This is a genomic window from Pseudomonas sp. 4CAES_32.4 (assembly GCF_058136335.1).
Genome location: NZ_CM176882.1, coordinates 5,018,471 through 5,039,974 on the forward strand (window position 1 = coordinate 5,018,471; position 21,504 = coordinate 5,039,974).

A 21,504-nucleotide genomic window follows, 5' to 3' on the forward strand; every position below is an offset into this window, starting at 1 on the left:
ACAAAGCGCCAGTCTGTGAAACGGGCTGGCGCTTCAAACCTCACGAATGCGAAACAACACAAAACGAAAAAAGCAGTACGCCAGCAACAGATTGATCCCGGTAAACGTCGCCACCGTGACCAATCCATGCAGCGCTCGCGCATCGCCCAAAGAGCCGATGCCAAAACTCACGCCGCCCATCGCCGCAATAAACAGCAGATAGCCGAGCATCGACGTGCCGGTTTCGAAGATGTACAGCATGTTCACATAAACCGTGAACGCGGCCGCCACGCAAAACGCCGTGAAATTGCTGGCCGCCTGAGTCAGCCCGCCGGCGCTGCTCATGACGAAGAACACTTGCCAGTGAATCAATGCGTCGGCCACGCCGATGACCATCAGTGCAGAGAATCCCTTCATCACCTCTCCTTGCCACTCTGGATTGGACGGAGACTCACGCTAAGCCTGCGGCCCACTTTGGTCTACTGTCAGAAATTACAGGTGGGGGCCCAAATCCGACGGATGGTGCAATAAAAAAGCCCCGATCTGGCGACCGGGGCTTTGCTGTTTCAGCGAGTAGCCGTTACGAAGCGGAACGCACCGCACCTTGCGACGCATTGCTCGGTTGCAGCTTGAACACGTAGAACAGCACCGTCAGCAGCACCAGAAACGCCGGGCCGATGTAAAGCGCCACGCGGGTGTCCGGGAAGTACGCCATCAGGCCGACCACCAGCACCAGGAATGCGAGGGCAAAGTACGAGCTGACCGGGTACAGCCACATCTTGTATTTGAGGCCGGCGCGTTCGCTGGCGCTCAGGCCTTTGCGGAATTTCAGTTGGGCCAGCAGGATCATCACCCAGGTCCAGATCGCACCGAAGGTTGCGATCGAAGTCACCCAGACGAAGACTTTTTCCGGCACCAGATAGTTGAGCAGCACGCCCAGCAGCAATGCAGCGATCGACAACAGCAACGCGCGACGCGGTACACCGTTGTTCGAGGTCTTGGCAAAACCCGCCGGCGCCTGGCCGTTCTGCGCCAGGCTGTAGAGCATGCGCCCGGTGCTGAAGATGCCGCCGTTGCACGACGACAGCGCAGCGGTGATCACCACGAAGTTGATGATGCCGGCGGCGGTCTTGATGCCCAGACGCTCGAAAGTCATCACGAACGGACTGCCCTGGGTGCCGATTTCATTCCACGGGTAGATCGACAGAATCACGAACAGCGCGCCGACGTAGAACAACAGAATCCGCCAAAACACCGAGCCGATCGCATCGGGAATGGTCTTCTGCGGGTTCTTCGCTTCACCGGCCGTCAGGCCGATCATCTCGACGCCGAGGTAGGCGAACATGACCATCTGCAGGGACATCAGCACGCCGGTTACGCCATTGGGCATGAAGCCGCCGTAGGCCCACAGATTGGAAATGCCCAGCGCCACGCCGTCATTGCCGAACCCGAAGGCGATGATGCCGACGCCGCCGATGACCATGGCGATGATGGTGACGATCTTGATCAGGGCGAACCAGAACTCGAATTCACCGAAAGCCTTCACCGCGATCAGGTTGATCGAGCCCATGCTGACCAGCGCCGCAAGCGCCCAGATCCAGCGCGGTACATCGGGGAACCAGATGCCCATGTACACGGCCACCGCAGTGATTTCTGCGACGCAGGTCACCAGCCACAGGAACCAGTAATTCCAGCCGGTGAGGAAGCCCGCCAAGGGGCCGAGATAGTCTTGCGCGTAACGGCTGAACGAACCGGCCACCGGATTGTGCACGGCCATCTCGCCGAGGGCGCGCATGATCACCAGAATCGCCAGACCACCCAGGATGTAGGAAATCATGATCGCCGGGCCGGCCATTTCGATGGCCTTGGCCGAACCTAGAAAAAGACCGACGCCGATACAGGCACCGAGCGCCATCAGGCGAATATGCCGTTCGCCGAGTTCGCGTTTTAGCGGACCGCCCTGAGCGGTGTCGCCGTGAGGCAGGTGATTGCCGACTGGCATAGGGGTACAACCTCGTCTTGTTATTGGATATGACCACCGAGTGTCGAAGCGTCGGCCGATAAGCCTTGGCTTGAAATGAAACCGTGCCTGCTTTGTGGGCAGACGCGTCTTGCAGGACAACCTGAAAGATCAGCGGGGCGTGCAGTATAAAAACCCTTGGGTAGGGCTTTTCACTCTATAAACCACAAGATTCAGCGGGAGTTGTCGCGAAGGAGCCAGTCGACCTGAAAGATCAACTGGCCTTTGTAGGAAAACTCACAACCAAAAACGGCCGCGAGTATTGCACAACCTTGGTGCGCCGCGCCTTAAGCACCGGGTTTTTCGTGGAGCAAAACCGACTCAGGTCCGATGCTTATTGCAGCGGGAAGGATTCACAGCGCGATCTGAATCGAAAAAAGCTCATCGGGCAAATCCGGCAACTCGGTGTGTGACAAGTCCTCAACGCGATCTATGTAATCCGGTTCAATATCAGCGAGACGAAATTCGCTGACTTGATACACCCGACCGCCTTTCGTATTTTTGAAGGTCGTATAGGTACTGGGGAGCGCACCACTTTCCAGCACTTTATGCAGACCGTTTTTCATGGATTGGATGGTTTCAAATTTTGCCAACCCTGCATTGGGGTCGTAGAAAAACCATGATGATTGGCCGTCGACCACTCTTGTCCCCGCGACCATTGCGTGATCTCGGGTGCTGATTCTGAGGCTTTTGGAATCAGGAGAAGCCAGCAGGTTGGCAATGATGTTGTCGGCACTCATCACATCAGGCGTGACATTAGGATGAAATGTATCGAAGCGGGCTACCTTGTCCTGAAAGCTTCTCAAATCTCTAATAAATTTTTGTGAAGCCGGGTTATCCGATCTGGACGCCACCTTGTAGAAGTTTTGTAGAAACGTTTGTTCCTTGCCGTAATGCATGGCCACTGCCATGGCATTCGCCAACCCTGCGCACTCCCCTTTGGTTGTCAGATCAACATAAGCTGCGTAATAGCTCTGCGATAAGGGCGTGACTTTCACCCCGCCGCCCTGAACGTCTTGCAGAAGCAAGCTGGAAAAGTAAGCCGCATCATCGAGAAGCCTCTTTTTGATTTCCCTTGTGACAGCGCCAATCTGTTCGGGGCTCAAGCCGGGTCGAGACGCTAACGTATAGAGATCCTGAAGCGGCATTGTGGGGGTGTAGCCCGCTATCCGTTCCAGGCTTCCACTGTCAAAACCCTTTTGATAGGACGGAAAATTTTGCGGAGCCCGCGCATTCAACAAATTACTGTGATATTCCACGAAGTAGCCGGGATGATTTGTATTCGGCCCATAAAGCCGATGCGTATCCGGAGATTTAGGCGTGAAGTTTCCAGCAGAGCCATAGAGCCGGTTGGTTTGAGCGTTGTAGGCGTACCACTGACCGTTTTTCAGCACCCCAACGCCAGCGATACTTTCGTCACCCACCTTGAAGGTGCCTAGCAAAGTCGGGCCGTGTTCCTTGCCCAGCACTTGCAGCAATTTATAACCATCCGGCGCATTGCGCAGCTTGTCGATCTGGCGCAGAGCGTGCACACCGACAAACCTGAAACCTTTGCCCAGGACACTCGCGGTGCCTCTCAACAGTTCAGGTATCCCGCTTAATGGATTAAGTTCGCCGATGACGAACGTCCCGATGATTTTGGCGGCGCGCAGTGCCTTGCCGAGTCCCGAGGCGGCCTTGGTTGCGACGTTGGCCAATTTGGAGGCAATGCCCGCGCCGGCGGTGACAAATCCCAGTACATCCATGAACAGATCCATTGCGCCGCCGAAGTAGTCGCCTTTTATAAAACTGGAAATGGCCGATTTGAACGGGATCAGGTTCACTACAAAATCGACTGCAGCCTGCAGGGTTGCCGCATGCTTGTCTTGGGTGGTCTGACCTCTGGCTTCCTGCAAGACTTTTTTATTGTCCAGGTCGAGATGCAGCATGAAGGCATGGGCAATTTCAAAAGTTCTCTGGCTGGAATAACTCACGGGAGTGGGTAGCGGAAAGTTGTCAGAGCTCGTGGCCAGCATCGGACGTTCAGGATGAAAAAGTTCCGTGGTATGAATGAGACTCGGGCTGGTCGAGTCCGACCTCTCCGTATCTTTTCCAGGATGTTTAGGATCCCTCCTTATTTCTCCCTTGTTTAAATCAATACGATACAACGTAACCTGCCCCATGAATTCAACCTTCAGTGTTAATTCAGGGCGGGTATCAATAAGTTCTTTCTTCCAGAAATCAGTGCCGATCTTATAGAGCTTGCTCTGATAGAAGTCTATCCTGCCATGTTCCAGATGTATCCTGTCCTGCAGTGGCAACTGGGAAATCAAATGTTTGATGGTCGTCATTGCACCTTTTTTGAGAGACCGAATCGTGGCGTTGAACTGAGTTGCAAAATCCTTCTCCACATCAAGTTCAAGCGGTGAGTTGATGTCACCAAGAAGGTATGAATAACGAAAGTTGTCAGTACTCCAGATATAGTAAGGCGGCCCTCCCATCATCGCGATATCCAATAGCGAATGCAGGCCCCATGTGGCTGAAAAGACTTCATCCACTCCGACATCAACGCCCGATCTTGCGTCGTAAAACAGAGGGGTTTCGAATGGGACGTTGCCCGGAAACTTTTCTTTCAGTTTTCCCAGGGCAATTTCCCTGCGACTCGGAATCTTGCTACTCAACAACTCCGAAGCTTCAAGCCGCTCGGTAGAGCGTCGATTGAATTCCCGTGCAATAGCGCCCAACTGTGCGTCGGTTACACGATCGTAGGCGTTCTCTTCGATCAAGCCATTGGCGAACCCCCAATCGATCATCGCCAATGTCTGGGCCAACCGGGCGATGTCGGGATCATTCAGCTGAGAATTTTCCGCGAGGATCATCACCTGGCCGAACGTCATCCTGGCGACTTTCCCCGGGGTCTGAGCTTCCATGAGTGCCGCAGCAACCGCCAGGTTGACCCAGGCAGCACTGCCATACCTCACGCTGTCGGGGATATCCTTGATCAGGTAGACACTGGCGTAACCTGCCAGCACGACATGCGCGGTCAAACCGGACATCGCCGCACTGCTCTTGGAAGATTGCGTCAGGAAATCCTCGAAGTTTTTAACGATCGTTGAGGCGGTCTGGCCCCAGTGTCGACTATTTGCCAGATCAAAATCAGCGATGTTGTTTCGATCAGCGATGCCAATAGACCGCTTTCCTAAGACCAATTGAATAGCGGCCAAAGCGTGTTCATCAATACTCATATCAGTTGCAATGGAGTTCATCTGCGTCTGCACCGCAAGCCCAAGTGCCTGACCCCTGGAACTGCGGACAAGGGCTTCCAGCGCGCTGGCGGGGTCGGCCAATACTGCAGCGGAAAGTGGCTCGCCACCATTCAAATGATCCAGTATCCCCAGCCTCGATTTTCCGTAACTGTCGAGCGTCTGAAGGTAATCTATCGCCGCGTTATAGGCGCTGGTCTGTTGAACGGTATTCCAGGGCACTGTCCAGGATAACGCCCCTGTGAAATCGCCAAACGCGTGTGGCAATAGAGCGTCAATTTCTGCAAACAGCTGATCAACATCATGACCGGACGCAGGAACAACTGCCAACGAAGAACCATTGGAATCAGACATGTAATCTTCCTTAATTAGAAAAACGAATAAACCTGCCAATAGAAAACAGCAACGCTTATTCAAAAAGAAGACAATATGCATTTCCAGGTTATTACACCGTCACACACCACACTGAACACACCCCCGATTTAACCCTCCGCAAAAATTACACATCAACAATCGTGCCCCACAAGCAACATCCAAATACAACACGCAGTGATAAGCAGACCCGCTCCGATAGCCGAATATACTCAGCGCAGAGCAGCATAAAAATCTGAACTCAATAAAAACTTATAGATGGTTACTTCCGCAAACCTTCATACACCCGACAAAAAATTGCCAATAACCGGCCACACTTTTATGGCGGCAGAACACTCTTGCTGTGGCGACAACCGTGTCGGATCAACAGTCCGCTCGAAACACGGCACAGGATGCTCCGCGCGGGCGCAAAGAAAATGCGTCTGCCCTGCGCAATTCCTCCTCCCACCGCCGAACCAGCGTCTAAGCTTCAGACAAGTCCGATCAATCTGCGTGAATGGATCAGTCGACTATGGGCGCTTTGTGGCAAACCGATTCGAGTAAAACCGTGGTCCCGACTGAACGTGTGGATGAAGCGTCTCCCCCTGAAAAACCTGAAAAACCACGCCGTCACCGGCATGGCTGGAAGGCGTTTTGGTTGTTGCTGGTGATTATCGCGATTGTCGTGGGGTTGGCGGCGTCCAAGGAAATGCGCACCTCGCGGTTTCAGGCCCGTGAGCTCAGCCAATATGCGGCGAAATTGACCTACAAGCTCGAACCGGGTCCGAGCGAAGCGATTCGTTATCCGGGCAATGGCCCTTTCGATTTGCGTTTGGGCTATAGCTCACTCGACGAATTCCTGCCGCGCCTGCTCAAACGCGATTACGTGGTCACCGAGCAAACCCGCTTCTCCCCCGCCCTGCTCAGCTACACCGACAAGGGCCTGTTCGTGCCCTACTCGGAGAAGATTCAGGCCGGGCTGTCGATCACCGATTGCCGGGCCGCGCCGCTGTACAAATACAACTACCCGCAACAGCTGTACTCGAACTTCGCTGCCATTCCGCCGGTGGTGGTCAGCAGTCTGTTATTCATCGAAAACCGCTTTCTGCTCGATCCCAAACAACCGCTGGCCAATCCGGCGGTGGACTGGCCGCGCTTCGGCATGGCGGCGTGGTCACAAGTGGCGAAGCTGCTGCATTTGCCCGGTCAGTCGGCCGGCGGCAGCACCTTGGCCACGCAGCTGGAAAAATACCGGCATTCCCCTGACGGCCTGACGGTGTCCGGCGCGGAAAAGCTGCGGCAGATGATGTCCGCCAGCGTGCGCGCGTATCAGGACGGCCCGCAAACCCTCGGCGCGCGGCAGAACATCGTCCGCGATTACCTCAACAGCGTGCCGCTCTCGGCGGTGCCGGGCCACGGCGAAGTGCATGGCATGGCCGAAGGTTTGCGCGTCTGGTACGGCAGCGACTTCACCAAAGCCAACGAACAACTGAACAGCCCGGCCACCGACCCGAAAACCATGGCCGACAAGGGTCTGGCCCTGCGTGAAATGCTTTCGCTGATGATCGCCCAGCGCCGCCCTTCGCATTATTTGAACAAGGGTCGCGAAGAACTCACCGACCTCACCGACAGCCACCTGCGCCTGCTCAAACAGAGCGGTGTAGTCGACAGCGCCCTTGCCGATGCCGCGCTGGCCAGCAAGGTCAGCTATCGCGACTGGCAGACCCAGCCGACCATGCAGCCGATTGAAACCAACAAGGGCATCAGCGCGGCCCGCAGCCGTCTGGCGAGCATGCTCAATCGTCCGCTCTACGATCTGGACCGCCTCGACCTCTCGGCCACCAGCACCTTGCAAGGTGACCTGCAAACCCAAGCCACCGAGTACCTGAAAAAACTCGCCGACCCGGCCTTCGCCGCGCAGATCGGCCTGCTCGGCGAACGCCTGCTGACGCCGACCAGCACCACCCAGGTGCGTTACAGCTTCACCCTGTTCGAACTGACCCCGGACGGTTCCCGCGTGCGGGTGCAGACCGACAGCACCGACCAGCCGTTCGACATCAACGAAGGCAGCAAACTGGAACTCGGCTCGACGGCGAAGATGCGCGTACTGACCACCTACCTGCAGATCATCGCCGAACTGCACGACAAGTACGGCGCCTTGAGCGTGCCGGAATTGAAGAAACTCGAAGTGCCCGATCAGGATCGCTTGAGCCAGTGGGTCATCGACTATCTGATCCAGAACAAGGATCACGACCTGTCGAAGATGCTCGGCGCCGCGCTTGATCGCAAATACTCGGCCAGCCCCGGCGAAGCGTTTTTCACCGGTGGCGGTCTGCATGTGTTCCATAACTTTCGCAAGGAAGACAACGGTCGCCTGCCGACCCTGCGCGATGCCCTGCGCGAGTCGATCAACCTGCCGTTCATTCGCCTGATGCGCGATGTGGTGCGCTACGTCACCTACTCGGGCCCCAACAGCAGCGCCGAATTGCTCAAGGATGATCGCGACCCGCGCCGGCAGGAATACCTGGCCAATTTCGCCGACCGCGAAGGCACCTCGTTTCAGCTCAAGTTCTGGAAAAAATACCGCAACAAAGACACCCAGGCGCGCCTCGACACCTTCCTCGACGGCATGCGCCCGACGCCGATCCGCATGGCGGCGGTGCATCGTTATCTGTTGCCGGAAGCCAGTCAGGAAGACTTCAATACCTTTGTGCGCGCGCATCTCAAAGGCGCCAAGCTCACCGAAAAGCTCACCGATGACCGGCTGATCCGTCTCTACGATTCTTACGGCCCCGGCAGCTACGATTTGCCCGACCAAGGCTTTATCGCCAAGGTGCATCCGCTGGACTTGTGGATGATGGGCTACCTGTTGAAAAACCCGGACGCGACCTTCAAGGACATCGTCAAAGCCAGCCATTTCGAGCGCCAGGAAGTCTACAGCTGGCTGTTCAAAAGCAAGCACAAGGGCGCCCGTGACAGCCGCATCCGCACCATGCTGGAAATCGAAGCGTTCCTCGAGATTCACCAGCGCTGGCAGAAAGTCGGCTACCCGTTCGATCATCTGGTGCCGTCACTGGCCACCGCCATCGGCAGCTCCGGGGATCGTCCCGCGGCGCTGGCCGAGTTGATCGGCACGATCCTCAACGATGGCGTACGCATGCCGACCCTGCGCATCGACAGCCTGCATTTTGCCCAAGGCACACCGTACGAAACCAAACTGGTCAACGACCCGCATGTCGGCAAACGGGTGATGCCATCAGAAGTTGCTACGGCCATGCGTGAAGCGTTGTCGCAAGTGGTCGATGCCGGGACGGCCAAACGTGTCTCGGGCAGTTTCAAACTGGCCGACGGCACGCCGTTGGCCATGGGCGGCAAGACCGGCACCGGTGACAACCGCATCGAGGCCATCGGTTCCGGCGGGCGGATTCTCAGTTCGAAGTCGATCAACCGTACGGCGACGTTCGTGTTCTACATCGGCGATCACCACTTTGGCACGCTCACCGCGTTTGTGCCCGGGCGATCGGCGGAGAACTTCAAGTTCACTTCGGCGCTGCCGGTGCAGGTGCTCAAAGGCATGGCGCCGATACTCACCTCGTACTTGCAGCCGGGCAGCGACACGGCCTGCAAACCCGCCGAGGTAGCCCAGCGCTAGGGCTCTTTCCAGTGGTGGTATCCAGGTATTTTTTCGCGGCTGTTTTCGAATGAATCTCGCGGTGAAAGCGCGCTCGCCGCGCTGAAATTTGCGCGTTTTATTTGCCGCTTCTGACGTTAGCCTGATCATCCCAATCGAGACTCAAGGATGATCACGATGTCGGTTTCAACTCAAGCTGCGGGCACTCCAGCAGCCAAAAACAAACACCTCGAACTGCTCAAACGAAACTTCAGCGACTGCTTTCAGACTGCCCCTCCCGAAAGGATCCAGGCGCTGGCCCGGGGCAAGCGCGACATTGAACATTGGTACAGCGAAAGCCCCGATCTGGCGGTGACCAACAAAGCGTCGTGGACGGCGCAGAATGCGGTCGATCAGGCGCTCGGCCAGATCCAGGGCGCCCGTGCGTTTGCCGAGCCGCTGCTGCGCGAGGCACTGCGAAAGAAGTACGCGGTGATCGTCGATGTCAACGCCACCTGCCTGCGCCTGTATCAGGCCAGAAACAGCTTGTGGGGGTTGCCCGATCCCTTGGGTGCCGTGACCACCCGCACGGTCTCTTTGCTCGACGCAGCGCTGCACAATTTCGCCGCCGGTGAAACGTTCATCGAAAAGGATTCGGTGTACATCAGCCAACCCGACGCAAGCGGGCGATTCACGATCAAACCGATCCAGCGGAACATGACCATCAAGCAGTTCATGGCCCTGTGCCGGGAACTGGACATTGGCAAGCAATACCAAGCGCATTTGAAAGAGGTCATACAGCCTGTCGACGCGACGGCCAGCCAAGCGTTCAAGGCAAAAATCATCGCCCACGAAAAGGCGATGCTGCTGACCGCCGCTGCCATGGCCGTTGCCTCGGGCGATATTTCCGAGAACGCTTACTCGGTCGTCACTGGCATGCTGGCAGGCAAAAAGAGCCTGACCCTGGTCGGCAAGGTTGCTGACACCTGTGACCTTTCACTGCTGGGAACGAAGCTGACCGGCATCGTGGTGTTTGGTCCGGTTGTGCAGCAGGACACCGGCGACAATCCGATCGTGGTCTACATCCCCCACGACCCTGATCACCCGATGAAACAGTATGACTCGTGGAAAGCGTTCATTCGCGAGTTGAGCCGGCAGTTGCGTGAGGACACCCTCTCCCCGGCCACGCAAATGAGCTACCGGCAGTTCTTCAGTCAATTCGTTGATCAACAGCAACGCGGGCATTTTTTCGCCGCCGTGCAAGCACGCGTGTCGAAGATCACCTTTCACCACAATGACGTGCTCGATAAACGGCCTGCATGGCGAGACTCGGCCGTGGAGCAACCCGACCTGCAATTCGTTCGAACCGCGTTCACCGAGAACATGGCCGAACACCTTTACCAGCGCAAAGTCGACAAGGTGCTCAAGGATGCCCGCGACCTTGCGATTTGCACCGCGGACGCCGACAGCAACGCGCGCAAGGCCTGGTGGGACAACTTCCGCAAGATCGCCTCGGATCTGTTCAATGTCGCGCTCATGGTGGTCACCCCGTTTGTCCCGGGGCTCGGTGAAATCATGCTGGCGTACACCGCTTATCAACTCGGTAGCGAAGTCATCGAGGGGATTGAAGATCTGAGCAAACACCAATGGTCCGACGCCCTGGACGATCTCGTCGGGATACTCGATGAAGTGGCGCAAATGGCTGCCATCGGCGCCGGATTCGCCGCGGGCAAACCCTTGTTGAACAGCGCATCGAAGTTCGTCGATGGCCTGCTCGCGGTGAAAATGCCCGCCGGTGAAACCCGCTTGTGGAACCCGGATCTGGCCCCCTACGAACAGAAAGACCTCGGCCTGCACAGCGAAGCGCAAGCAGAAGCCAACGGCCTCAATAGCCATAACGGCAAGCAGATTCTGCGGGTAGGCGACAAACACTACGAGGTCACCCAAGACGCCAAAACCGAGAAGCACCGGATTGCGCATCCGCAACGCGGCGAGGCCTATCAGCCTGAAGTCAGGCTCAACGGCCGGGGCACTTATGTGATCGAAATCGAACAGCCGCGCACCTGGGATGACGCCACCCTGCTGCGTCGCCTCGGCCCTTCGGTCGCCGAGCGGAGCGACGCGCAGCTGGAGACCGCGCGCAAGATCAGCGGCACGGACCCCGGCGAGTTGCGCCGTATGTACGTGGAAAACCGCCAGCCACCGGTCCTGCTTGTCGACACGTTGACGCGGTTGAAGATCGACCGCGACATCCAGATTTTTCTCGATCAGATGCGCAGCGATGATCCCGCGATCTATGGCCAAGCCGACCCGGTGACGCAACTGCACATCATGACCCAGTTCGGCATGTGGCCGAAAAACGCCTCGATGCGGGTCATCGATGGCGTTGGCAAGCCGATCTGGGAGCACACCGAAACCCTCGCGCCAGCGGGTAAAAAACTGGTCGTGCAACTTGAGGAGCGGCAAGTGCACAACGGCGAACTGCTCGGCACGGTCATGGCCGCGCTGGATCACAACGGCACGGCGATGATCCTCGACCAGGCGCCCGACATGCCGGTCGGCTCTTTGCAGGATCGCACTCAGGCCTTGCGTGAGCGGATCGCCAACGTCTGCGAAGACAAACGCAGAAAACTCTACGACGCGGACTACGCCAGCCGCGAACAACCGCTGCAACCGCTGGCCCAGCAGATTCGCGACAGGTTTCCCGAGATCCCGGTTCAAGGCATCGACAATCTGCTGGCCCAGGCCACGGCGACCGAGCGCAAGATCATGACCGATGAGGCACGCATCCCGCTGCGCCTGCAACGTATCGCTGAACAACTGACACTGGAAACCCGCACCGCGCGGGGCTACGAAGGTTTTTACCGCGATGAACTGATCAACGCCGATACCGAGCGCATGACGCTCAATGTTCTGCGCCTGTACACCGACGCCCTGAGCGACGTTCGCATCGAAGTGCGCGCTGAGCGATTCGACGGCGAACTGATTTGCCAGGCCGGCGCGTTCGACGCCTCGGTCGTGCGCGTTCTGGTCAAAGGCAAAACCAATGTCTATGAAATCCGCGACCCGGCCAATGCCAGCCTGTATCCGGCAACGGACTTTTACCGCGCGGTGCTGCAGGCCTTGCCGGACGAGCAACGCCAGCGACTGGGTTACCTGACCAGCGAAGGACCGGCATTCAAGCAATGGCTGATGGCGCAGGCCGAGCCTCCCAGCGTGCGGCGCACGGCGCTGGAGCCACAGCTTGCGCCCTACGTGCGTACCGAAGATCTATTGCTGTTACGCGGCCCGTTGCTGTCGAAAAGCCCGCGAACGCTGGCGGAACAAGTGGCGGACCTGTATCCGCACTTCTCCGAAAAAGAGGTCAGCGCGTTCGTCAGATCCCTTGATGACAGTGGTGATGCGGCCCTGACCCTGAGCCGCATGGAGAGTGAGCTGGAGGCGCTACGCACGCAGATCAAGCGCTGGCAGTACGACAATATTGTCAATTGGGGTCGCCACAGCAGTGACTACATCATGACCGGAGGCAAGCATCTGAGCGATCAACTGCTCGAATGCTTCGAACGCCGCAGCGAGGTGCTTGGCAAACGCCACACCGATCCGCGCGCAGGTTTTGCTCTGGACCTGTCCACCGAGGCGGTCGACTACGACATCGAGCGGTGGTGGAAGCAGCTGCCTGCGCTGGGCAAGTTCGTGGATCAGATCCGGGTCCTCAACGTCGATAACATTCGGCTGAAATCGGATGGCACGAGTTTGCTCAGAGACTTTCGCAACCTTCGCCAACTGAGTGCCAGAAATTGCGAGCTGACGCGTTTGCCGGAGCGCATAGGCAAGATGCACGGCATTGAAACCCTGCGCCTGAGTGAAAACCGCATCCGGCTCAGCGCGCAAGACGTCGAAAGCCTGCGCAAACTGACCCGCCTGGAAACCCTGCGCCTGGACGACAACCCCCTTGGTGCGCAAATCAACGTCGAACTGATGCCCCGGCTCAAAGTGCTGACCCTCAACAACACCGACATCACCACCTGGCCGCAAGGTCTTTTCAAAATGCACCGCCCGCGAGGTTTCTTCCTCGACATGCAGGACAACCCGATCAGCGAGCTGCCCGTCGTCGTACCGGGTTCGGAGCAGGCTTTTATCGTCGCCCGAACGCGCCTGTATTCCAATTCGCTCTCCGAAGCCAATCGCACGCTCTACGAAGACTACCGAAGATCAGTCGGTATCAGCCCGTACCTCTACTATTCCGAGCTGGCCAATCGAGAGTTGAGTAAATGGCCGGTATTCGAAGACCGCAACCTCGGCGATCGCAACCCGGGCCTTGGAACCTACCGTCCCGAGGCCTGGTCAGCGCTGGCCAAGGAGCGAAATTCACTGGGCTTTTTCAAAGTCATCGAAAAGCTCAGAGAATCGGCCGACTACCTGGCCGAAGGTGAGGCTCGCCTGGAATTGTCCGATCGCGTCTGGCGGACCATTGATGCCGCGTACCTTGATGACGGCTTGCGCGAAGAGCTGTTCATCATGACCACGGCGCCGACGAACTGCGGGGACGCCGGGGCGCAGCTGTTCAACAACATGGGCGTCAAGGTGCTCGCTGCGGAAGCACACGCCTCGGCGACCTCGCCATCGGAATTGCAGACCTCGATGGTCAGCCTCGCCCGAGGTGCTGCACGGCTCGAAGAAGTCGCAGAAATCGCCCGTGCCGATGTGCGGGCACGGCAAGGGAATCCTGATGAAGTCGAAATACACCTGGCCTACGAGACCGGTCTGGCCGCTCGCCTGGACTTGCCATGGCAGTCGCGAGAAATGTTGTACCGCCAGATTGCCGGGGTCAGTGATGAGACCATCGACCTTGCTTACGACAAGATCCTGGCCGATGAACAGGGTGATGGTCTGGTCAACCTCATGCTCGATCAGAAAGTCTGGACGGACTTCATGCAAGAGACCTGGCCTGACGAACTCGAGGGCAATCGCGTGGTGTTCCAGGACAAGGTGGCTGCCATTGAAGACCTGCGGACAGCCCAGGCGCTGTGGGCAGATTCCGCGCAGATGACCGAGGCCGAGAAAGAGCGCTTGCGCCAGCGCATGATCGTGCTCGCCGATGAGATTCCCGTGGAGCACGCACTGATCTTCACCGGCGACCCGATGAGCGAAGAAACCTGGGGTCAGCTGTATCTCGACCTGGGGCAAAACAAGAAAAACCTCGACCGCAGACTGACCCGCGACGCGCTGGAAAAAGCCGGGTTCTGACGGACGTTCTTCACTGACGGCGTCGAGATCTTGCGTGCCATGGCAAGATCTCGAACCGGTCTCAGACCGCCGAATCCCAGATCACGGTGACCTGACCACGGTAGGTTTTGCTGACGCCGTCGAGCATGCTTTCGACGTCCTTGCTGCCGACCTCAAAGTGCAATGTCCCCGGCTTGCGATCGAGGTAGTGCCCGGGCAAAAACAGCTCGGTGCCAGTGCCGTCGCGCACCAGGCGACGTCGATTGACCGATTGCCCGGAGCCGTCGGTGATGCCGTCCGGCAGGCTCACGGCGATGTTCAACGGCACCCGATGGCCGCTGACGGGCTCCTGAATCGAGCAGTTGTCGCCGCCGTCGGTGTACTGACACTCCAGATTCATGCGGAAACGGCTGGAGGCGGAAAGATTGAACGTCTGGTCGCGAAACAACCGTTCGGGACGCCGGTTGCGTTGCAGCCAGGCTTGCCATCCGCCCTGGGGCAGCAGCTCTACCTGATTGCCACCCGGTGGCACATCGACCTTGAGCGTATGCTCCACGTCCAGGGTGAAATTGAACGTCAGCAGATTGTCGGTGGGAATCATGATGTCGCCGAAATCGAAATCCATGTTCGGTCCGATAGTGAAGGTGATCGAACCGCTGTATTGGCCGGTCGACATGCCCAGCGGGTTGGGCGTGCGCAACTCGTAGGTGTATTCGAAGTTGAAGTAATGCAGCCTGGGAATATCCACCTCCGATGCCATGCCGCAAGCCCCTGCACCTTCCGGGATCAGCCAGAACCACAACCTCAACGTTGGCCCCGCCGCCCACATGCCCGTGTGTTGGCAAGGCGCCGGTGGGTTGGTCCAGTTCGGATCTGCGCCCCAGGCCAGTACCCCCGGAGGATTGGGGATGTCGAAGCGGTTGCCGATACCGGAAATGCGCATCTGGACCGTCTGCTGCTCGCCGAGACTGGAGGTCACCTGGAAGCTCTGCCAATCGGACGGCACTTTGAACATCACCCGTTTGCGGCTATCGGTTTCCCCGGCAGCCATCGGCCCGATCGAATTGAACTTGATGGCTTCGGTGCGAATGCTGAAGATCCCCAGCGCTTCGCAGCGAGCCGGCATATGTCCCGGGCAGACGCCGCTTTGTGGCGTCGTATTGGTGAATTTATTGACCATCGGGTTGCCCGGATCCGGACGAAAAACCGCCGTGATGTCCTGAACCGCCGCATTGGACGCCGGCGCCACCAGCAACCATAAACCACCAAACATCAACGCAGCGGCGCGCCATAGCGTGCTTGCAACAGGCATCGTCATTTTCCTGTTCAAGGCGCCAGCGCCTCGAAAATCATGTGCACGCTGCCGTAGTAACTGCCGGGGCGATAGCCACCTTCCGGCGCCTCGGCCGCAGCCACTTCCAGCCCTACACGCTTGCCGGGACGGGCATCGAGTTCGCTGACCACCAGATCGGCATCGAGCGTCAGGCGTTTGCGGTTGAATGTCACGACCAGAGGGATGTTGTCCGTGTCACGGCCATTGCTCAGGTACGGTTCGACATTGATACGTGCGGAGATCCCGCCGTTGCTGTTCTTCACATCGAAGTGTTTGCGCAACGGCGTGAATTTTCCGGATTGCGGATCGAAGGGCAAAACCTGTTCGAGGTGAATCCAGTCCGGCTCCGAAGGCAGTACATAAAATTCTGCCGTGGGAATCGTTACCGACACTTCAAAGGTTTCGCGCTCGGTGATGGCTTGCAGATCCTCACCGAGACACATCAGCAGCGGCACCACAAGCGCCGCGGATTTTGCCTTGAACATGGTACTCACCTTGTACGCTCGCGTTGCGCCGTCATCCTTTGATCTCCAGGCTCTTTTGGCTCTTGCCTTCAATCACCGTGAAGCTGTATTCGCGGCCGCCCTGCTTGGCAAACTCGAAGGTGCGCCCCGGCAGAATGTGGTGTTTGGTGGTCGGCTGACAGTCGGTTTCATTCTTGACCGAACAATCGCGAAACTCGTCGATCACCACCACCGAATTGCCTTGATTGCGAATCCGGTACTGCGTGGCCTGATTGTCGATCACGCTGTCGAAACGGGTCTGTGAGGGCCGCACGAAAAACACCGTGCCGTAGCCGGCCAACACATTGACCCCGGCGGAGAGGCTCTTTTTGTAGTCTTCGCGCTCTTCCCCGGAGACGGCGAATTCGTCTTCCTTTTCCGGCACCACAGGCACGAAACGCACGCGAAAATATCGCTCTCGGTCACGCTCGCCCATGTACACCAGTCGCGTCCCCTGCATGCCATTGGCCGGCACGATCAAGCGTGCCGGGCTGGCCAGCAGACCGTCACGCACCTTGGTTTCAGCCTGGGCAGTGAGAGGAATTTCTCGCGGTGTGCCGTCGGCGTCGTAAACGATTTCGAGGATGTTGACCTTGACGAACGCCGTGCTGATGCCGCCGTTGAACACCCGCTTCAGATAGGTGCTCTTGTCGGCGTCCAGATAGTCGTAGACCACCCCGACATTGATCGCCGGCACCGCATGGCCGGCCAGCGGCAACAACGCCGCGAATAACAGTGTCCATCGATAACTCATGTTGTTGATCTCCTTGAATGGATTGCCACGCCCGCGCTCAAACCTCTGAATCCCAGACCACCGTGACGTTGCCGCGATAGGTTTTGTTGACGCCGGTGAGCATTTCTTCGACGTCCTTGCTGCCGACTTCGAAATGCAGGGTGCCGGGTTTGCGGTCGACGTAATGCCCCGGCAAAAACAGTTCGGTGCCACTGCCGTCCCGCACCAGTGGGCGTCGATTGACAGACTGACCGGAAGCGTCGGTGATGTTGGCTGGCAACGTCACGGCAATGTGCAAGGGCACGGCGTGCCCACTGTTGGCTTCGTAGATCGAACAGTTATCGCCGCCGTCGGTGTGCTGGCATTCCAGGCCCATTCGGAACCGACTGGACACCGACAAATTGAACGTCTGGTCGCGGAACAAACGCTCCGGCCGACGGTTGCGCTGCAACCACGCTTGCCAGCCGCCCTGTGGCAGCAGCTCGACACGATTGCCGCCGGGGGGCATTTCGACTTTGAGGGTGTGCTCGACATCCAGCGTGAAGTTGAACGTCAGCACATTGTCATTCGGGATCATGATGTCGCCGAAATCAAAGTCACCGCCGGGCATCAGGGTGTAGCTGATGCTGCCGGTGTATTGCCCGGTCGACATGCCCAGCGGGTTGGGGGTTCGAAGTTCGTAGGCATACTCCAGCGCGCCATAACGTAACGTCGGGATCTCCTTGCCCGGATGGATCGTGCAAGCCCCCGCGTTCTCCGGGACGATCCAGAAAAACGTCCCGGCCGATACGCTGGCGGTAAAAAAACCGGTCGCTTGGCACGGCGCCGGAGGATTGCGCCAGAGGAAATCCCAAAACGTTCCCGGTCGGTTCCAATGACTGACGTGAGGTGCATGCCAGGTCGAACCGACCCCGGCAATCCGCACTTCGACCGTCTCGGTTTCCCCGGTTGAACGATGGGTGACCTGCACCGGACGCCAGTCCGACGGCACTTTGAACATCGCCCCGACCCGCGCATTCGGTTGGCCAACAAAGTTGGCCGGCATCAGCGCATTGGAATCGGCGCGGAACGACTCGTCGCGCAGACTGAAAATACCCAGTCGTTCGCACTGCGCAGGGATGTGTCCGGCGCACACTGAACTGATCGGTGTGGTGTTCTTGAATTTATTCACCAGCGGATTGGTCGGGTCGGGACGAAATACCGCAGTGAGTTCATGACTCGCGGCCATTGTCGGGCCGGCGAGCAGTCCACCCGCCAAGCCGATGCAGAGCCCCGCGAACAGGCGCCAGGAATACGTGCGTGTGATGATCGACATGGCTCAGCCCGCCTGCTCATTGCTGTGAAGATTGTCCGCCAACGTATCGGGCGAACAGCGCAAGTCACCGATCATCAGCACATTGTTTTCACTGCGCGCATTCGCCGTGTCGAGGCGGAACTGGCACAGCAACTGTTCGCCACGACGCACTTCCAGCGTCGGTGCCGAAGCATTCATTTCCATCGAGAAAAACCCGTCGACTTCCGTCACGCCACGGCTGGCGTGGTTGATCACGTGGTGGCCCTTGAGTGGAGAACCTTGCGGATCGAGCAACCGGCCAAGCACGGTGAAGGTCTTGTTCACGGTGATCTTGCGGTAGTCCACGCCCCCCTTGTTCAGGTGATAGCGCGCACGGGCCGGTTGAATACTCGCCGAAGGGGTGTGATTGCCTTCGAAATCAAAACTCACCGAACTGTTCTTGTAAGCCGTCAACGGCACGTAGTTACGGCCCGGCCGCAACGTTGCGCTGCCGCCACTGAGGTCGTCGGCGCGCAGCACGATCTCGTCCAGATCGGTCTCGACATCGATGATCATCCCGGCACCGGCGCCTTGCTGCTGACTGGTCATGACGATCCGCTGACCGCCCACCGCCACGGTGCTGTCGAGGTTCAGGCCACCGGTGTAATTGCCGTTGAAGGAAGATCGCTGAAGAAACGCATCGCCATTGACCAGGTCATTCTGAAAGTTGCTCATGCCCGTCAGACCGACGCCATAGGTGTCGGCCAGCGCCGTCACCGAAACGCTTTGCAGCACGTGATCCTGCAAAGTTCTGCGGTAGGTCAGCGAGCCGTTGTTGTCGCGCCCGCCATCACGCGAAGTGCGTGTGCCGATACTGCCCGACCATTGCTCGCCGGGGCCGCCAAGCGCCACGCTGACACTCAAATCCACCCCGCGATTGCGCGCATCGCCGCTGCTGTAACTGCCCGGCCGGTCGAACACCGAAAAGCGCCAGTTGGCCTCGCTGCCGAACAGCACGGTGCGCTGCGACCAGCCCAGATCCAGCGCCGTGCCTTCGACGTTGCCTTCGCTGTAGGAAACCCGGGCATTGAAGGAGTTTTTGCTGTTGAGCCGATGGTTGAGCGCCAGCGATGAACTGCTGGTCTGGCCGATGAACACGTTGCGCTGACGCACACGGGTGCCGTCGGGCAGGGTTTCGTAAGTGTTGGTGGTGTCCAGCCAGCTGCGGTTATGGGTGGCGAACAGGCTGCCCGAGCCATAGTTGTACATGGCTTGCACATCCATGCCGGTGCCGTGTTCTTCGGTCTGATAGACATTGGCGTAAAGGCTGGTGCTGTCGAGCAGGCTCCAGTCGATGGACGAGCCGTATTGCTGCTTGCCCTGAATCTGCCGCGCCGACAAACCGAGGATCACGCGCGGATGCAGCAAGTAATTGACCGCAGCCCCGGCGGTGGTATCACCGCTGTCCTGCTCATCCCAGTTGCTCAGCAGTTTGCTTTCCTGACCGGCGAACAGGCTGTAGCGCCAGCGCTCGTCGTGATTGCGCCAGTTGGTCGGTTTGTACACCAGTTCCTGGGTGGTCGAGGTGATCTGGCCATCCTCGATCAGACGCACTTCGACTTCGTAGATGCCACCGGGCAGCGGCCGGGTGTCGAGGGTCTGCAAACCGGCGGCGACGGCCTGGGTGTTGACCAGCAGGCCGTTGCGATAAATCTCCACCGACGCCTGGCGGTTGGCCGTGACGTAGATCGGATAAACACTCGGTTTCGCGCTGTTGACGGCCAGGCTGTCGGAGCTGCCGTACATCACGCCCACCGCCGTGTCGGGGCTAGCGCCGAACGAGCGCAGTTGCCGGGTCAAGCCATCGGAGCCGGGGGTGAAATAGCCCAGACGCAAAAAGGTGCCCGGCAATTCACGTTGGGTAAACAATTCGTGAACCGCGTGATAAAGCGTGTCGTCCGGATCGCCCAGGCGTGCCAGTTGCAGGTTGACCCGTTGCGTCCAGTTGCCGAGGCTGCTGCTCGCCTCCAGGCCATAGCGCCCACCGAGGTCTTGATCCTGGCCACCATTGAGGTTCAGTTGATTGCGCACGATCAACCCGGTGCTGCCGTTCTCCGGCAACTGGTAATAGCGCTGGGCTTCGCTGTCGCGCTCGGCATTTTGCGTGGCAATCGACAGCAACGAACTCTGCAGGTTGTAGTGCAAAGCGACCATTTGCTCCGGGCAACTGCCCTGGCAAGCTCCCAATGGCACACTTTGTTGCAGATACGCCGCCCAGGTTTCGCGCTCCACGGCCGGTATCTGGCTGTCACCGGTGTCGGTGAATTCCAGCAGGGTGACGCGATCATCCTTGGTCAGAACGATCATCGCTTCACCGAGAAATTGTTGATCACGCTCCACCCGTACAGCCAATGGCACATCGAAAAAGTGCTCTTCGAAATCCGTCGGCAAACCCTTGGCCTGCGCAAGCAGACTGCGAGGCGTAGTGCCGTTGTCATCAGGTGCAGCCACGGCACTGGCACATAAAAAAAGTGCGAGCGCCGCTGCGATGGGCGTCATCGGGAACATGATCTTGATATCCAGGTTACATAAGAAGTCGAACCCCGGCGGTGATCACTGGAACACCGCCGGGACGACTATTGAACAAACAACTTGTTATTCAACAGAGGCTGCAATCAAGGCTTGATAACAGGCTCGAAGATCACCGCAAAACTGCCGGTGTAGTTGCCGTTCTGGGTCGGGCCCGGGGTATCGGCCTTGATGCGCAAAGTGCGCTGAACGCCCGGCACCGAATCCTTCTCGTTGACGATTTCGGTGGTGCTGCTGCCCAGTTCCACGCCACCCACGGATACGGTCAGCGGAATGCTGTCGCGGCCGTTGTACAGCGCTGCAGTGCCGTCGATCAGCGCGTTGATCGCGCCTTTCGGGTCGGTGTGCTTGAGGTTGAAGATGTGATCGACCGGGCTCAGTTCACCACTGTCGAGCTGGTTCATCACTTCATCACGACCGAAATCGGGGTTCTGCGGCTTGATCACGAACAACGAGGTCGGAACGAAGGCGCGCACGTTGATGACCTGCGGATACGGTTCTACAGCGAAAGCCATCGAGGAGCTCATGGCCAGACCTGCGAGCGAAGCGGCGATTGCGAGTTTCTTGAACATCGTTCAGTACCTGTTTCTTGATGAGGATCGGATCATTGAAAGTTCAAACAACGCCTGCCTGAATGGAGCCGTG

At 58.2% G+C, this 21,504-nt stretch carries 11 protein-coding genes; 2 read left to right on the top strand and 9 right to left on the bottom strand.

Going from position 1 to position 21,504, the window contains the following annotated elements:
- Nucleotides 1–33 precede the first annotated feature (33 nt).
- The 3 genes from AC3Y64_RS22530 to AC3Y64_RS22540 all read right to left on the bottom strand — a co-directional run bounded on the left by AC3Y64_RS22530 (nt 34) and on the right by AC3Y64_RS22540 (nt 5,595).
- Nucleotides 34–396 (bottom strand): GtrA family protein, encoded by a 363-nt coding sequence (locus AC3Y64_RS22530; protein ID WP_489985303.1) that lies wholly within the window; start codon nt 394–396, stop codon nt 34–36.
- 163 nt (nt 397–559) lie between these two features.
- A complete protein-coding gene (locus tag AC3Y64_RS22535) occupies nt 560–1,981 on the bottom strand; it encodes an amino acid permease (protein ID WP_489985304.1) in 1,422 nt (473 codons plus the stop codon).
- A gap of 371 nt (nt 1,982–2,352) precedes the next feature.
- The gene (locus AC3Y64_RS22540; RefSeq protein ID WP_489985305.1) at nt 2,353–5,595 is read right to left on the bottom strand and encodes a hypothetical protein; all 3,243 of its coding nucleotides are present in this window, start codon (nt 5,593–5,595) and stop codon (nt 2,353–2,355) included.
- Between the two features lie 529 nt (nt 5,596–6,124).
- Between AC3Y64_RS22540 and AC3Y64_RS22545 the strand changes: the two genes are divergently transcribed.
- On the top strand, nt 6,125–9,244 hold the full coding sequence (locus AC3Y64_RS22545) for a transglycosylase domain-containing protein (protein WP_489985306.1): 3,120 nt from the start codon (nt 6,125–6,127) through the stop codon (nt 9,242–9,244).
- Nucleotides 9,245–9,400: 156 nt separating this feature from the next.
- Nucleotides 9,401–14,449 carry an NEL-type E3 ubiquitin ligase domain-containing protein gene (locus AC3Y64_RS22550; protein WP_489985307.1) on the top strand — a complete coding sequence of 1,683 codons (5,049 nt, stop codon included), beginning with the start codon at nt 9,401–9,403 and terminating at the stop codon, nt 14,447–14,449.
- Nucleotides 14,450–14,510: 61 nt separating this feature from the next.
- Here AC3Y64_RS22550 and AC3Y64_RS22555 read toward each other — a convergent pair whose 3' ends face one another.
- The 6 genes from AC3Y64_RS22555 to AC3Y64_RS22580 all read right to left on the bottom strand — a co-directional run bounded on the left by AC3Y64_RS22555 (nt 14,511) and on the right by AC3Y64_RS22580 (nt 21,431).
- Nucleotides 14,511–15,740, bottom strand: coding sequence for a hypothetical protein (locus tag AC3Y64_RS22555; protein ID WP_489985308.1), 1,230 nt, complete (start codon nt 15,738–15,740; stop codon nt 14,511–14,513).
- 14 nt (nt 15,741–15,754) lie between these two features.
- Nucleotides 15,755–16,246, bottom strand: coding sequence for a CS1 type fimbrial major subunit (locus AC3Y64_RS22560; protein ID WP_489985309.1), 492 nt, complete (start codon nt 16,244–16,246; stop codon nt 15,755–15,757).
- A gap of 31 nt (nt 16,247–16,277) precedes the next feature.
- Nucleotides 16,278–17,018: a molecular chaperone gene (locus tag AC3Y64_RS22565; protein WP_489985310.1), complete on the bottom strand. Its 741-nt coding sequence runs from the start codon at nt 17,016–17,018 to the stop codon at nt 16,278–16,280.
- A 37-nt stretch (nt 17,019–17,055) separates the two neighbouring features.
- On the bottom strand, nt 17,056–18,312 hold the full coding sequence (locus AC3Y64_RS22570) for a hypothetical protein (protein WP_489985311.1): 1,257 nt from the start codon (nt 18,310–18,312) through the stop codon (nt 17,056–17,058).
- A 3-nt stretch (nt 18,313–18,315) separates the two neighbouring features.
- Nucleotides 18,316–20,838: a TcfC E-set like domain-containing protein gene (locus AC3Y64_RS22575; protein ID WP_489985312.1), complete on the bottom strand. Its 2,523-nt coding sequence runs from the start codon at nt 20,836–20,838 to the stop codon at nt 18,316–18,318.
- 107 nt (nt 20,839–20,945) lie between these two features.
- Nucleotides 20,946–21,431, bottom strand: a complete 486-nt coding sequence (locus AC3Y64_RS22580; RefSeq protein WP_489985313.1) for a CS1 type fimbrial major subunit — start codon at nt 21,429–21,431, stop codon at nt 20,946–20,948.
- Nucleotides 21,432–21,504 lie beyond the last annotated feature (73 nt).

What these genes read in the sequence shown, in the direction of transcription:
- AC3Y64_RS22530 (WP_489985303.1), bottom strand. Translation starts at nt 396, where the DNA reads ATGAAGGGATTCTCTGCACTGATGGTCATCGGCGTGGCCGACGCATTG.
- AC3Y64_RS22535 (WP_489985304.1), bottom strand. Translation starts at nt 1,981, where the DNA reads ATGCCAGTCGGCAATCACCTGCCTCACGGCGACACCGCTCAGGGCGGT.
- AC3Y64_RS22540 (WP_489985305.1), bottom strand. Translation starts at nt 5,595, where the DNA reads ATGTCTGATTCCAATGGTTCTTCGTTGGCAGTTGTTCCTGCGTCCGGT.
- AC3Y64_RS22545 (WP_489985306.1), top strand. Translation starts at nt 6,125, where the DNA reads ATGGGCGCTTTGTGGCAAACCGATTCGAGTAAAACCGTGGTCCCGACT.
- AC3Y64_RS22550 (WP_489985307.1), top strand. Translation starts at nt 9,401, where the DNA reads ATGTCGGTTTCAACTCAAGCTGCGGGCACTCCAGCAGCCAAAAACAAA.
- AC3Y64_RS22555 (WP_489985308.1), bottom strand. Translation starts at nt 15,740, where the DNA reads ATGCCTGTTGCAAGCACGCTATGGCGCGCCGCTGCGTTGATGTTTGGT.
- AC3Y64_RS22560 (WP_489985309.1), bottom strand. Translation starts at nt 16,246, where the DNA reads ATGTTCAAGGCAAAATCCGCGGCGCTTGTGGTGCCGCTGCTGATGTGT.
- AC3Y64_RS22565 (WP_489985310.1), bottom strand. Translation starts at nt 17,018, where the DNA reads ATGAGTTATCGATGGACACTGTTATTCGCGGCGTTGTTGCCGCTGGCC.
- AC3Y64_RS22570 (WP_489985311.1), bottom strand. Translation starts at nt 18,312, where the DNA reads ATGTCGATCATCACACGCACGTATTCCTGGCGCCTGTTCGCGGGGCTC.
- AC3Y64_RS22575 (WP_489985312.1), bottom strand. Translation starts at nt 20,838, where the DNA reads ATGTTCCCGATGACGCCCATCGCAGCGGCGCTCGCACTTTTTTTATGT.
- AC3Y64_RS22580 (WP_489985313.1), bottom strand. Translation starts at nt 21,431, where the DNA reads ATGTTCAAGAAACTCGCAATCGCCGCTTCGCTCGCAGGTCTGGCCATG.